Origin of the sequence: Kribbella sp. NPDC026596, from assembly GCF_040638415.1 — a bacterium.
Lineage (GTDB): Bacteria > Actinomycetota > Actinomycetes > Propionibacteriales > Kribbellaceae > Kribbella.
This window is the reverse complement of sequence record NZ_JBEZYF010000079.1, coordinates 26,984-39,887: the sequence shown is the minus strand read 5'-3', so window position 1 is coordinate 39,887 and position 12,904 is coordinate 26,984. Positions and strand designations below refer to the sequence as shown.

At 67.7% G+C, this 12,904-nt stretch carries 12 protein-coding genes; 7 read left to right on the top strand and 5 right to left on the bottom strand.

Annotated features, from left to right (window positions below; translation table 11 throughout):
- Positions 1 to 430 precede the first annotated feature (430 nt).
- The 3 genes from secD to ligD all read left to right on the top strand — a co-directional run bounded on the left by secD (position 431) and on the right by ligD (position 5,770).
- A complete protein-coding gene (secD, locus tag AB0E63_RS39890) occupies positions 431 to 2,731 on the top strand; it encodes a protein translocase subunit SecD (protein ID WP_360378065.1) in 2,301 nt (766 codons plus the stop codon).
- A gap of 64 nt (positions 2,732 to 2,795) precedes the next feature.
- Entirely contained in the window at positions 2,796 to 4,793 is a 1,998-nt protein-coding gene (locus AB0E63_RS39885) for an ATP-dependent DNA helicase (protein WP_360378063.1), read from the top strand.
- A complete protein-coding gene (gene ligD / locus AB0E63_RS39880; protein WP_360378060.1) occupies positions 4,790 to 5,770 on the top strand; it encodes a non-homologous end-joining DNA ligase in 981 nt (326 codons plus the stop codon). The genes AB0E63_RS39885 and ligD overlap by 4 nt, the downstream gene beginning before the upstream one ends.
- Positions 5,771 to 5,999: 229 nt before the next feature.
- Here the strand turns inward: ligD and AB0E63_RS39875 are convergent, their stop codons facing one another.
- A complete protein-coding gene (locus AB0E63_RS39875) occupies positions 6,000 to 6,509 on the bottom strand; it encodes a glutathione peroxidase (RefSeq protein WP_360378057.1) in 510 nt (169 codons plus the stop codon).
- Between the two features lie 48 nt (positions 6,510 to 6,557).
- Positions 6,558 to 7,340 carry a transcriptional repressor LexA gene (gene lexA / locus AB0E63_RS39870; RefSeq protein WP_360378055.1) on the bottom strand — a complete coding sequence of 261 codons (783 nt, stop codon included), beginning with the start codon at positions 7,338 to 7,340 and terminating at the stop codon, positions 6,558 to 6,560.
- A 367-nt stretch (positions 7,341 to 7,707) separates the two neighbouring features.
- Here lexA and AB0E63_RS39865 point away from each other — a divergent pair, with 367 nt between their 5' ends.
- Complete coding sequence (locus AB0E63_RS39865) at positions 7,708 to 8,217, top strand: LysM peptidoglycan-binding domain-containing protein (protein ID WP_360378052.1); 510 nt, start codon at positions 7,708 to 7,710, stop codon at positions 8,215 to 8,217.
- Here AB0E63_RS39865 and ubiG read toward each other — a convergent pair whose 3' ends face one another.
- Together ubiG and AB0E63_RS39855 are read right to left on the bottom strand one after the other, a co-directional pair.
- Positions 8,218 to 8,994 (bottom strand): bifunctional 2-polyprenyl-6-hydroxyphenol methylase/3-demethylubiquinol 3-O-methyltransferase UbiG, encoded by a 777-nt coding sequence (gene ubiG, locus AB0E63_RS39860; protein ID WP_360378050.1) that lies wholly within the window; start codon positions 8,992 to 8,994, stop codon positions 8,218 to 8,220.
- Between the two features lie 39 nt (positions 8,995 to 9,033).
- A complete protein-coding gene (locus AB0E63_RS39855; protein ID WP_360378048.1) occupies positions 9,034 to 9,603 on the bottom strand; it encodes a GNAT family N-acetyltransferase in 570 nt (189 codons plus the stop codon).
- A 74-nt stretch (positions 9,604 to 9,677) separates the two neighbouring features.
- On the opposite strand from AB0E63_RS39855, the gene AB0E63_RS39850 reads away from it, so the two are divergent.
- On the top strand, positions 9,678 to 10,268 hold the full coding sequence (locus AB0E63_RS39850) for a TetR family transcriptional regulator (protein ID WP_360378046.1): 591 nt from the start codon (positions 9,678 to 9,680) through the stop codon (positions 10,266 to 10,268).
- Here the strand turns inward: AB0E63_RS39850 and AB0E63_RS39845 are convergent.
- Positions 10,261 to 11,211 carry a nucleoside hydrolase gene (locus AB0E63_RS39845; RefSeq protein ID WP_360378044.1) on the bottom strand — a complete coding sequence of 317 codons (951 nt, stop codon included), beginning with the start codon at positions 11,209 to 11,211 and terminating at the stop codon, positions 10,261 to 10,263. The two genes, AB0E63_RS39850 and AB0E63_RS39845, sit on opposite strands and share 8 nt — an antisense overlap.
- A 92-nt stretch (positions 11,212 to 11,303) precedes the next feature.
- On the opposite strand from AB0E63_RS39845, the gene AB0E63_RS39840 reads away from it, so the two are divergent.
- Together AB0E63_RS39840 and nrdR are read left to right on the top strand one after the other, a co-directional pair.
- Positions 11,304 to 12,110 carry a glycerophosphodiester phosphodiesterase family protein gene (locus AB0E63_RS39840; RefSeq protein WP_360378041.1) on the top strand — a complete coding sequence of 269 codons (807 nt, stop codon included), beginning with the start codon at positions 11,304 to 11,306 and terminating at the stop codon, positions 12,108 to 12,110.
- 257 nt (positions 12,111 to 12,367) lie between these two features.
- Positions 12,368 to 12,853 carry a transcriptional regulator NrdR gene (gene nrdR / locus AB0E63_RS39835; protein ID WP_360378038.1) on the top strand — a complete coding sequence of 162 codons (486 nt, stop codon included), beginning with the start codon at positions 12,368 to 12,370 and terminating at the stop codon, positions 12,851 to 12,853.
- The last annotated feature ends 51 nt before the right edge of the window (positions 12,854 to 12,904 follow it).

Below are 12,904 nucleotides of genomic sequence, written 5' to 3'. Positions count from 1 at the left end.
GAAGAAGCACTCGACTGCGCCTGCGGCCTCTACCTGAACGACCCCACAGCCTGGCAGCCCAAGTAACCCCCGACGAACTTACGGTGCGGACCACTAAGCCGGCGTGCATTCGCCGGACAACTGCGGTTCAGCAGGACTGCGACCGCCCCAAGCTCTGCGCCGCACGACCGTCACCGAGCCGTGGTGGGTGGTTGGTGTGGACTTGTTCGAGTCGTGGATTCGGGTGGGTATTTCCGGCGTGTCGATCGCCCGATCCCACGACTCGGCGGTTGGCGGTCGAATGCAGGGTGGCGGAACGGTTGCGACGCGGTCGCTTGTGCGGTTGTTCTTCGTGTGGCTTGAATGGGCTTCGTACACTGTGCGCTCACGCTCGCGTGAATGCTCTCTGTCACGACACCCGTACGGCGGGTGCCCATCTCCGGAGGCTGTAGTGAACCGGTCGTCCCTCATCCGCGCGCTGCTCGCGTTCCTCGTGCTGGCGGCGTCGACGTACGTCGTGCTGACGGCCCGGCCGCAGCTCGGCCTCGACCTGCGCGGCGGGACGCAGATCGTCCTGGAGGCGAAGGACTCGCCGACGGTCAAGGCGACCAAGGAGACCACCGACAAGGCCACCCAGGTGCTGCACCGGCGGATCGACGCCCTCGGCGTCAGCGAGCCGAACGTGACTCGCCAGGGTGACAACCGGATCATCGTCGAGCTGCCCGGCGTGCAGGACCCGCGTGAGGCGGCCAAGGTGATCGGCAAGACCGCGCAGCTCACCTTCCACGAGGTGCTCGAGCAGGTCGCCGCCAAGCCGGCCAAACCTGCCGCCGGCGACCTGTACCTGCCCAGCGAGAACGGGCAAGGCTTCCTGAAGCTGGCCAAGCCGGCGATGACCGGCGAGCTGGTCAGCGGCGCCGAGGGGCGGCTCGACCCGCAGCAGGTCGCCCAGGGCTGGTTCGTCGAGATGAACTTCAAGGGCGACGGCGGCAAGATCTGGGCCGACATCACCGGCAAGGCCGCCTGCAACCCGGTCAACACCGCGCCGCGGCTGATCGCGATCGTGCTGGACAACGAGATCATCAGCGCCCCGCAGGTCGATCCGAACGGCGGGAACCAGCTCTGCAACGTCGGGATCGGCGGCGGCACCACGACGATCTCGGGCAGCTTCACCGAGATGGAGGCCAAGGACCTGGCCGCGCTGATCTCCGGTGGGGCGCTGCCGGTGCCGGTCGAGGTCATCGATCAGCGCACGGTCGGCCCGTCGCTGGGTCAGGACGCGATCCAGGCCAGCGCGCTGGCCGCGATCATCGGGCTCGCGCTCACCGCGTTGTTCATCGTGGTCGTGTACCGCCTGGTCGGCCTGATGGCGGTTCTCGGCCTGATCGGGTACGCCGGAATGTCGTACGCGGCCCTGACCGTGCTCGGAGCCACGCTCACCTTGCCCGGCCTGGCCGGCTTCGTGCTGGCGATCGGTATGGCGGTCGATGCGAACGTCCTTGTCTTCGAGCGCGCCCGCGAGGACTACACCTCCGGCCGGACCGATGGTCTGCGCCGCTCGCTGCGCAGCGGCTTCCAGAACGCACTGTCCGCGATCGCCGACTCGAACATCACCACCCTGCTCGCCGCCGGCCTCCTGTTCTTCCTGGCCGCCGGGCCGGTCCGCGGTTTCGGCGTCACGTTGAGCATCGGTGTCCTGGCGTCGATGCTGTCCGCACTGGTCGTAACTCGCGTACTGGCGGAGTTCGCAGTGTCACGCGGTTTCGTACTGCGTCACCCGCGGCTGAGCGGAATCGCGGGGCACGGCCGAGTCCGGACCTGGCTGGAAGCGCGGCGGCCGGCGCTGATGAAGCACAGCCGCCGGTGGCTCGTGATCACCGCGGTCGCGATTGTCGTGGCCCTCGCGGGGGTCTTCGTGCGCGGGCTGAATCTCGGTATCGAGTTCACCGGCGGGCGGTTGCTCGAGGTGAGCACGGCGCAGCGGATCACCCCGGACCAGGCGCGGTCCGCGGTGGCCGAGGCCGGATACCCGAACGCGGTGGTACAGACGTCGGGCACCGACGACATCACGGTGCGGACCGGGACGATCAGCGACGACGAGGCCGAGAAGATCCGCGAGTCCATCTCGCGGATCGGCGGCGGTACCGAATTGGTCCGTAACGAGAGCATCGGTCCGTCGCTCGGTGAAGAGCTGCGAAACAAGGGTCTGATAGCGCTCGGCATCGCGCTGCTCGCACAGTTGCTCTATCTGGCGGCCCGATTCCGATGGACCTTCGGTGCCGGCGCCGTACTGGCGTTGGTGCAGAACGTCGCCGTCGTGGTCGGTGTGTTCGCGTGGACCGGTAAGTCGATCGACGGGATCTTCCTGGCCGCGATCCTCACGATCATCGGCTACACGGTGAACGACTCCGTCGTCGTCTTCGACCGCATCCGCGAAACCCGCAACGCCCGCTCCACCGACAACCTCGGCACCATCATCGACACGGCGATCGTCAACGTTCTCCCACGCACGATCAACACCGGGATCTCGACGCTGTTCATCCTGGCGGCGTTGCTCTTCCTCGGCGGCGACTCGCTGGCCGACTTCGCCCTCGCGCTCCTGCTGGGCATCCTCGTCGGCACGTACTCCTCCAACCTCACCGCAGCCCCGCTGCTGCTGGAGCTGGAACGCCGCTACCCGGCGCCGCCACCGCGGCCGAAGCGTCCGCAGGTCGACCGCGACGCCCAGCCGGACCGCGGGGCCGTGGTCTAGCCACCTGGGTTATCCACACCCTCGCCCGGCGGACCAGAAATCTGTCCGTGGTGCGGGCTAGGGTGTGGCGGTGGGTGTCGACGTACGCGAACTGCTGGAAGCTGCTGTCTCTGGGATCGACGGGCAGACTCGGCCCGGTCAGGTGGAGATGGCGCAAGCTGTCGACACCTCGATGCATGACGGTTCCCATCTGCTGGTGCAAGCCGGCACCGGCACCGGCAAGTCGCTCGGGTATCTCGTCCCCGCGCTCCTGCACGCGATCGAGGACCGCCGCGTCGTCGTCTCCACCGCGACCCTCGCGCTCCAGTCCCAGCTCGTCGACCGTGACGTGCCGGCCCTTCTCGACGCGACGGAGAAGCTCCTGCCGCGCAGACCGGCGTACGCGATCCAGAAGGGCCGGAACAACTACGCCTGCCTGCACCGGATCCGCGAGGGCGCGCCGGATGACGACGGCATGCTCATCGACGTCCCACCGCCCGGCCAGATCGGCCAGCAGGTGCTCGAGCTCCGCGACTGGGCCGAGCAGCAGTTGCTCGACGGCAAGGCGGGCGATCGCGACCACGCGCCCTCGCACCAGTACCAGGCCTGGCAGCAGGTCGCCATCGCCGCTCGCGAGTGCCTCGGCGCCCAGAAATGTCCGTACGGCGAGGAATGCTTCGCCGAGAAGGCCAAGGACCAGGCCCGTAAGGCCGACATCGTCATCACGAACCACGCGCTGCTCTCGATAGACGCCTTCGAGAACCGCACAGTGCTGCCCGAACACGACGTCGTCATCGTCGACGAGGCCCACGAGTTGCCGGCCCGCGTCACCGGCGCAGCGGGTGACGAGCTCTCGCCGCAGATGGTCGAGCGCGCCGCCAAGCGGTCCCGCCGGTTCGTCGACGACGACAAGGCCGACGACCTGATCGACGCCTCCGACGCGCTCCGCGCCGCCCTCGACGCCAGCCGCGAAGGCCGGATCGAGGCGTCGAACGGACCGGTCCTGGAGGCCGCCGCGCTGGTCCGCGACGCTGCCCGTTCGCTCTACTCCGACCTCAACAAGAAGTCCGACGACAAGGACGACGACCCCGACGGTGCGAAGCGGCAGTCCAAGGGCGCGGTCAAGGAGATCTTCGACGTCTCCGAACGCGTCGCCGCGCTGAGCGATGCCGACGTCGTCTGGATGATCGACCGTGACCGCTTCGGCCGCGAGCTCCGGATCGCGCCGCTCACCGTCGCCGGCCTGCTCCGCGAGCTCGTGCTCAAGGACCGGACCGCCATCCTCACCTCCGCGACGCTGAGCCTCGGCGGCGACTTCGATTCGATCGCCCGGCAGGTCGGCCTCCGCCCGGCCGACAAGCTCGAGGACGACGACGAGATGCCGGAGCTCGATTCCGACTCCGAGACCGGTCCGCTGCCGTGGCGTGGTCTCGACGTGGGTTCGCCGTTCGAGTACGAGAAGCAGGCGATCCTGTACGTCGCCAAGCACCTCCCGCCGCCGCATCGCGACGGTCTGGGCCAGAAGCAGTTCGACGAGATCATCGATCTGGTCACCGCCGCGGGTGGTCGCACGCTCGGGCTGTTCTCGTCCCGTCGCGCGGCCGAGGCAGCGACCGCCGCGGTCCGTGAGGCGACCGACCTGAAGGTGCTCTGCCAGGGTGACGCGCAGCTGGGGGAGCTGGCCCGTGAGTTCGTCGACGATCCGGCGACGTCCCTGTTCGGGACCCTGTCGCTCTGGCAGGGCATCGACGTACCGGGCTCGACCTGCAACCTGGTGATCATCGACCGTGTCCCGTTCCCGCGTCCGGACGAGCCGCTGATGGCTGCCCGTCAGCGGGCCGTCGACGAAGCCGGTGGGAACGGGTTCATGGCCGTCGCGGCGACCCACGCGGCGCTGCTGCTGGCGCAGGGGACCGGCCGGCTGATCCGCCGCAGCTCCGACCGCGGCGTGGTCGCGATCCTGGACCCCCGCATCGTCACCCAGCGGTACGGCGCCTTCCTGCGCGCCTCCTTGCCCCCGATGTGGCCGACCGCCGATCGTGAGAAGGTGCTCGGCGCCCTCAAGCGATTGCAGTCGACATGAGTCCGGCGACCAGTCCACCCGTGCTGCCGATGATGGCGGCGCTGGGGGAGATGCCCTCGGGCGCGGGCTGGTCGTACGAGATGAAGTGGGACGGCATCCGTGTCATCGCCGAGGTGGATGACGGTGTCTGCCGGTTGTGGTCGCGCAACAGCCGGGATGTGTCGGGCGGGTATCCCGAGCTGATTGGCTTGTTCGAGGCGCCGGGGCTGCGGCTGCCCGCCGTACTGGATGGTGAGATCGTCACGCTGGACGAGAACGGTGCGCCGTCGTTCGGGTTGCTGCAGCGGCGGATGCACGTTCGGGATCCGCGGCACCTGCGCCACCTGATCACCGAGGTCCCGGTCTCGGTGCGGCTGTTCGACGTACTGCGCTTCGACGGCAAGTGGTTGCTGGAGGCAACGTACGACGATCGCCGCGGGCTGCTCGACTCCCTCGAGATCGGCGACCCGTTCTGGGAGACACCGCCGGCCTACTCCGATGGCGAGCAGGCGCTGGACCTGTCCGCGTCGACCGGACTCGAGGGCGTGGTCGCGAAGCGCCGGAAGTCGCGCTACCTGCCGGGGCGGCGGAGCAGCGACTGGATCAAGATCAAGCCGGTGCAGACCCGCGACGTCATCCTCTGCGGCTGGCATCCGGGGGAGGGCAATCGCGAGGGCAGGATCGGTTCCTTCTACTGCGGCGCGTACACCGAGCCGGGCGGGGATCTGGTCCTGATCGGCAAGGTCGGTTCCGGTCTAGACTTCGCCACCCTGGACATGCTCTCTGCCGAACTGACAGGCCTGGAGATCGATCGGCCGGCGTTCGATCCGGCCACCATCCCCACCTCGGACCGCCGCCGCGCCCACTGGCTCGACCCCGTCCTGGTCGCCGAGGTCACCTACTCCGGCTGGGCCGCCGACGCCCGCCTCCGCCACCCGGTCTGGCGCGGTCTTCGCCTGGACATCAACCCCGATGCTGTCCTGGTCGACCGAGGCTGATCAAACGACGACTGTGCCAATGCGCGGGAATGTTCACGTGCACGGGGGAAAGGCACGAAACATGCCGGTGGCCACGAATTGTTCGGAATGCGGTGAGAAAAGCTGCGGCGCTGAGACGGTTGGTGTTCAGCTGTCTCAGAAAACAAGGGATTTCGGCCAACGCCGACAGGAACCTCGGTGCTTCACGTGAACAACCGTTGCGCGCGGCCCCGAAACCGCGCTCAGTAGTTCAGTCGTTCGCTTCCCGGGACGGCGCGGGCACCGCCAGCGCAGCCTCGATCTTGTCGGTCAGCTTGTCCGGCGAGTGAGTCGGCGCGTAGCGCGCGATCACCCCGCCGTCGCGACCGACGAGGAACTTGGTGAAGTTCCACTTGATCCGTCCACCGAGCAGGCCGCCTTGCTCACGCTTCAGCCAGTTGTACAGCGGAAGCGTCTTCGACCCGTTCACCTCGATCTTGGCGAACATGGGGAACGTGACGTGGTAGATCGTCGAGCAGTAGTTCGCGATCTCGTTCTCGTCACCGGGCTCCTGGTGGCCGAACTGGTCGCAGGGGAAGCCAAGCACTGAGAAGCCCTGTCTGCGGTAGACCTTGTAGAGCTTCTGCAATCCCGCGTACTGCGGGGTCTGGGCACACTGCGACGCCGTATTGACCACCAGGAGGACCTGGTCGCGGAAATCGGCAAGAGACTGTTCATTGCCTTCGATCCGGCGCGCGCTGAAGTCATAGACAGTCGTCATGGTTCAATGCTGACACGACACGCCCGACTTCGCGCGCCGTCTCTGATGTCAGACTCGGCGCAGAACTGTTACGACCTTTCCGAGAATGACGGCGTCCTTGCCGTCGATCGGCTCGAACGCGTCGTTGTGTGGTAGCAGCAGGATCTCGGTCTTGGTCTTCTTGAACGTCTTCACCGTCGCCTCGCCGTCGATCATCGCGGCCACGATGTCGCCGTTCTCCGCGGTCTGCTCCTGCCGGACGACCACCCAGTCGCCGTCGCAGATCGCCGCGTCGATCATCGACTCACCCTTGACCTTCAGCATGAACAGCGTGCCCTCCCCGACCATTGCCTTGGGCAACGGGAAGACCTCTTCGATCTCCTGCTCGGCCAGGATCGGGTTACCGGCGGCGATCTGGCCGACCACCGGCACGTAGACCGCGTCGGGATGCGCGTCACCGGCACCGGTCTCGTCGTACGACGTCTGGCGCACCGAACCGAGCGCCGACCGCCGGGCCGCGGCGTCGACCTCGCCCGGGTAGCGGACCTCGATCGCCCGTGGGCGGTTCGGGTCGCGGCGGAGCAGGCCCTTCTGCTCCAGCACGCGGAGCTGGTGGGACACCGACGAGGAGCTGGTCAGGCCGACCCGCTCACCGATCTCCCGCATCGACGGCGGATACCCACGGCTGTCCACCGAATCGCGGATGACGTCCAGCACGCGACGCTGGCGCGGCGTCAGGCCGGTCGCGTCGGCCGGGCCGTCGGGCAGCTCGCTCACGGTCCGGTCCGCCGGCGCGGCGGCCCCCGCGGCGCGGCGCTCGTCCTTACTGGAACCGCTCGACGTCCTGGCCATCGGTGGTTGCTCCTCAGGTCGGGCCGGCGGTCGTGCACCGGCCAAAGCTTGCTCGACTGACTTGACCGTAGACCGAATCCTGAGATTCTTCAAACATCTGTTCGAAGGCGTGTCGGTTCGCACGTCTGTTCGTGTGTCGGGTTATAAGTCCCGCGCGAGCCAGTCGGGTGGTGGGAATTTCCCGGGCGTGTCGTGGTTGGAAGTGGTTGCGCGACGGGTGCCTGTCGGTTAATCATTCGTACAGACGTTCGATCGAACAAGTGTTCGGGAGCAGGTTGAAGGGGTTGTGTCCGGAAACTGTCGGAGGCGGCCGGTAGACAGAGATCGACACCGCAGGACGTGGACTGACCGAGGTCTGGAGGATCCGATGAGCACAACGGCTCTCTCGGCGAATGCACTGGTGGGCCGCCATGCGCCCGAGGCTGCGCCATCCCCGAGCGGGACCCCGCGCCGCCGCCCCAGGATCGCCGGCACCACCACCGAGCCACTCCCGGTCCGCGCCTGCTCCGGCGACGTCTTGGGCAGGTCCGACTCCGGCCGCGTTCGGCGGCTGGCGGTCGCCGAGGCCGAAGCGCCGGCTCTCCGGCTCACCCGCCGCGGCCGCATGCTCCTGACCGCCCTGTCCGTGATCGTCTTCGGCTCGGCCATCGTCGTCCTCGGTCTCCGCATGGCCGGTGTCCTCGAGCCCGGCCCGGACTTCTCCCGTACGGTCCCCGTGCAGGTCGCCCCTGGTCAGACCCTGTGGTCCATCGCCCAGGACACCAACCCGGCTCAGGACCCGGGCACCGTCGTCGAGAAGATCGCCGACCTGAACAAGCTGTCCAGCCCGGCCGACATCGTCCCCGGTCAGACCCTCCAGATCCCCATCGCCCGCTGATCAGGCGGTCTTGAGGGCGTAGCCGAGGTAGGAGACGGCGGTGCTGTCCACTTGGCCGACGTCCATCAGCCTGCTGAGTTCGCCGAAGGAGATCCGGCCGCGGCGAGCGCGGGTGAAGTTCGACAGCAGTGAAGCCTTGTTCGCACGCGGCCCGAGGCCAGTGATCTCGGCGAGACGCAATCCGTGCCGGCAAAGGCACTCCGCGAGTTCCGCCGGCGTGATGAACAGGGCCCAGGAATGCAGTTCGGAGTCGACGACTCGCGTCGGCTGCCAGTCCTGCAGCAGTTTGATGACCAGCAGCTTCGACAGGCGGGTTCGATTGATGGTGTCGAACAGGTAGAGCCCGCCGGGTTTCAGGACGCGCGCGGTTTCATCGATGACCCGATCCAGGTCTGACACGTGTTCGAGTACGTCACAGCAGTACGCGATGTCGACGCTCCCGTCGGCCAAGGGCAGCCGTTCGCCCATGGCCACGGCGTACCCGACTCTCAGTCCAGAGGACTCCGCGTGTCCTCGCGCGGTCCTGACTGAGACCTCCGAGGGATCGAGGCCGACGACCCGGCACCCCAGCTGGGCGAACTCTTCGGCCAGGAATCCGCCCCCGCATCCGATGTCCGCGGCTAGCAGGCCGGCGGGATCGAGTTCGAGGCGACGGAGGACATCGCGGAAGTACCTGAAGCGGCCCGGCGTGAAGCTGCCGTTCAGCGTGTTGAGTGGGTTGGTCTCATCCCACCAACCGTCGCCCAACCGGTCGTAGATCTGGTTGTCGATCCCCATCGCAACCACCCCCGATCCCAGTAGACAACCTCGCCAGGCTCAGCCTTGGGTTGCCCGCCACTCGTCCTCGAGGAGTGCGTAGACGTAGTCGTTGGTCCACTCGCCCTTGAAGTGGAGTGCGTGGAGGTGGTGGGCCTCCCGCCGCATCCCGAGGCGCTCCAGCAGGCGGGCCGAGGCGGTGTTGCGGTCGTCCAGGATCGCGACGATCCGATGCAGACCAAGATCCTCGAACCCGACTCGCAGCATCTCTCGAGCAGCCTCGGCGGCAAGGCCCTTCCCCTGGTAGTCGGTGTGCAGCGCGAAGCCGATCTCGCCCTGGCGGTCGGCCTCGCTGGCCCACTTCAGCAGCACCTCGCCGATCACGGTCCCGGTCTCGCGGAGCTCGATCGCGAGCACCAACCACTGGCCTGGTTCGGTCAGTTCGCCCTGGCTCAGCTTCTTCTCGAGGGCGACCCGGGTCTCGTCGCGATTGCGGACCGGCCAAGGCGTGTAGCGAACCACCTCAGGCCGTGAGTGGAACGCGAACAGGTCGTCCAGGTCGTCCATCCGGTGCGGTCGCAGGTCGAGTCGCTCGGTCCGGAGCGGATAGGTCGGGTGCAGTCCAGGCACGGCGCCGTCCTCGGTTAGGCTGTCTAATGTCATTAGACAGTAACCGCTCACCCAATCATCGACAACGAGGTTTCGTGGCCAGACGCGATCCGTCCTCCCACGCGGCAGCCGGGATCACTGTCGCCGCGATCACCGACGCTGCCCTGGCTGCCATTCGCGCCACTGGCGTCGACGGTCTGACGATGCGCGCTGTGGCTGAGCGTCTGCATGTCCGCGCTCCATCGCTCTATCACCACGTCCACAACAAGGCCGACCTGCTCGACCTCGTTGCCCGGAACGCGTTCGACCGGTTCGCCGCGGACAAGACGGCGTACGACGAGGTTCGCAGCGTGGATGAGTGGATCGCCCTCACGAAGTCCGGTGCGCTGGAGCTGCGAGCGTTCTACGCCGACCACCCGGGCCTGGCCGGCCTCATCCAGTCGAAGGCCACTCCGGACCGCGATCGAGGTGAGGGCTCACGGGCCGAGTTGGTGCGGGCGCAGATCGAGTCGCTCGTCCACCTCGGCGTACCCGAGTCGCGGGCGCGCCACATCTTCGAGGTGAGCGCTCGCTGGACGCTGGCCGCCGTTGTCGCGGAGACCGCCGGCACCGCGGATCTCTTCAGTGATGGCCTCGACCTCTTCCTGTACGGCGTACGCGCCCGCCTCCTGGACCTGGCTACTTGACCGTGTCGAGCCACATCTGGGCATAGCGATCGCCGTCGACCGCGGTCGCGACTTCGACCACGGTCGACGATGGACCGTGCGGATCGCTGGTCAGATCGCCGGACCAGTCCCGCGTGTCGACGATCGTGCGACCGCGAGACCAGCTCCCCGACAGCTCGACGCGCAGCGGGAAGCGCTGGGTCGTCAGCCCGGATGGATCGATCACCGCACAGACCGCGCCGCCGTCGCCGATACTCGCGCCGTCGGACTTGTAGAGCTCGCTCCGCTTCTCGATCAGCTTCCGCGCCAGCTCCGCCGACGGCGATCCGCCCATCCCACGCGCCTGGTCCAGCGTGACCACCACGTTGTAGAAGACGTCCAGCCCGTACATCGTCACCGGGATGCCGAGCTCCCCGGCGGCACTGAGCACCACCGCGGCCGCCTCCGGGTCGGTCCAGATGTTGAACTCCGCCGACGCGGTCGCGTTCCCGATCCCCGCGGCGCCGCCCATGAACACGATCTCGCGCAGTCCCGCGGCCGCCTCGGGGTACGTGCGCAGCAGCAGCGCGATGTTGGTCATCGGTGCGAGCGGGATGAGGGTCGCCGGCTCACCGGTCGCCGCGGCGTCCCGCAGTACGTCGCGAAGTAGTTCGACCGCGTGCCGGGAGTCCGTCGTACGACCGGATCGCGGCCAGTCGAGGTCGCCGAGCCCGTCGACGCCATGCACGTGCGGGGCAGCTCGCACGGGCTGGAGCAGTGGCAGTGCGGCCCCGCGGGCGACGGGAACGTCGGACCGCCCCGCAGCCTCCAGCACGGTCAGCGTGTTGATCACCACGTCGTCCAAGCCGACGTTCCCGCCGACACAGGTCACGGCCTTGAGGTCGAGCTCGGGGTGCCGCGCGGCCAGCAGCAGAGCACATGCGTCGTCCAGCCCTGTGTCGACATCAAGAATCACCGGTTTCATGCCGACATCCTGCTGCATACCTGGTGACATTCGGCGTTGGCAGTGGGTTCATCACCGGCTCGGCGGGCGTTCGTGTCGCTTTCCTACGGTCGATGTCTGTGACCCTGATCGCTGCGCCGCCTGTGCAGGAGTCGTTCCTTCGTGAACCCGGTGCACCGCTGCTGGTCTGGGCACACCGAGGCGGTTCCTCGTCGGCGCCGGAGAACACGGCCGCGTCCGATGAGGTCGCCCGCCGGGCCGGGGTCGAGTGGATCGAGACAGACGTGCAGCCGACGAAGGACGGCGTACCCGTGGTCCTGCATGACGAGACCGTCGACCGGACCACGAACGGGACCGGCCCGATCCGGTCGCTGACGGCGGCGCAGGTGGCGAAGCTGGATGCGGGATCGTGGTTCGCGCCCGCGTTCGCAGGTCAGCGGGTGCCGACGCTGGCGTCGCAGCTCGGCGGGTTGCTGGCCCGCGGCGGCAACCTGCTGCTCGAGATCAAGAATGAGCACCCGCTGGAGTCGGTCGCGCGGATTGTCGACGAGATCCACGGCCGGGGGATGAGCAAGCGCGTCTTCGTGCAGAGTTTCGATCCCCAGCACCTGCGCTGGGTCCGCGAACTCGCTCCCGAACTGCCGCTCGGTCTGTTGCGATCCACGCTCGACCCGGATCCGGTCGCGATCGCCAAGGACCTGGAGCTGACCGCCTACAACCCGTCGGAACACGCATTCCGGACCCGCCCGGGCATCGTCACTGACCTGCACGCGGCCGGCGTCGCGGTCAACATCTGGACTGTCGACAATCCGACGAGCTGGGCCGCTCTGGAGCAGGCTGGTGTCGACGGCTTCATCACCAACCGCCCGGCCGAGCTGATGGGCTGGAACGCCGCCCTCGGCCTGCTGCGAGCACCGTAGTTTGCGCCTTCGGAGGGCCGTTTCGGCGGCGCCACGCGGGAGTACACGGGGCTGCGCGAGTGTTGGAACTTGAGAGACGCGCGCGAGATTCGACCGTTCTTGCAAACTGTCGGAGCAGCGATCTAGGATCCCTAGATGTAGTGGTTACACGGGTGTAATTTTCCACAGGTAGTGGTCAGTTGCACACAGGTCATACACAAGTTGTCCCCAGGTTGATCCACAAGCTGCCTCTCGGCGGCTCACGGGAGGAGTGATTCGTGCACTGTCCGTATTGCCGGCACGTGGACTCCCGGGTGGTCGACAGCAGGGTGGCCGAGGACGGCGGAGCGATCCGCCGCCGGCGGCAGTGCCCGGTCTGCGAGAAGCGGTTCACCACCGTCGAGCAGATGCAGTTGACGGTCGTGAAGCGCTCCGGCGCGACCGAGCCGTTCAGCCGGGAGAAGGTCATCAACGGCGTCGGCAAGGCCTGCAAGGGCCGGCCGGTGGACGTGGACGCACTGGCCCGGCTGGGCCAGAAGGTGGAGGACGCGCTCAAGGCGAGCGGCTCGCCGGAGGTCCCCGCGCACGAGGTCGGACTCGCGATCCTCGGTCCGCTGCGGGAGCTGGACGAGGTCGCCTACCTGCGGTTCGCGAGCGTCTACCGGCAGTTCGAGTCCGCCGACGACTTCGAGACCGAGATCGCGCTGCTGCGGGCCGAGAAGGAGCCTGAGGGCACCGAGCCCAGCCCGCTGAAGCCGACCTGACAGACATAAATCGGGGATTCAGCAGTACCTGTAACACCTGGCGCCACACAA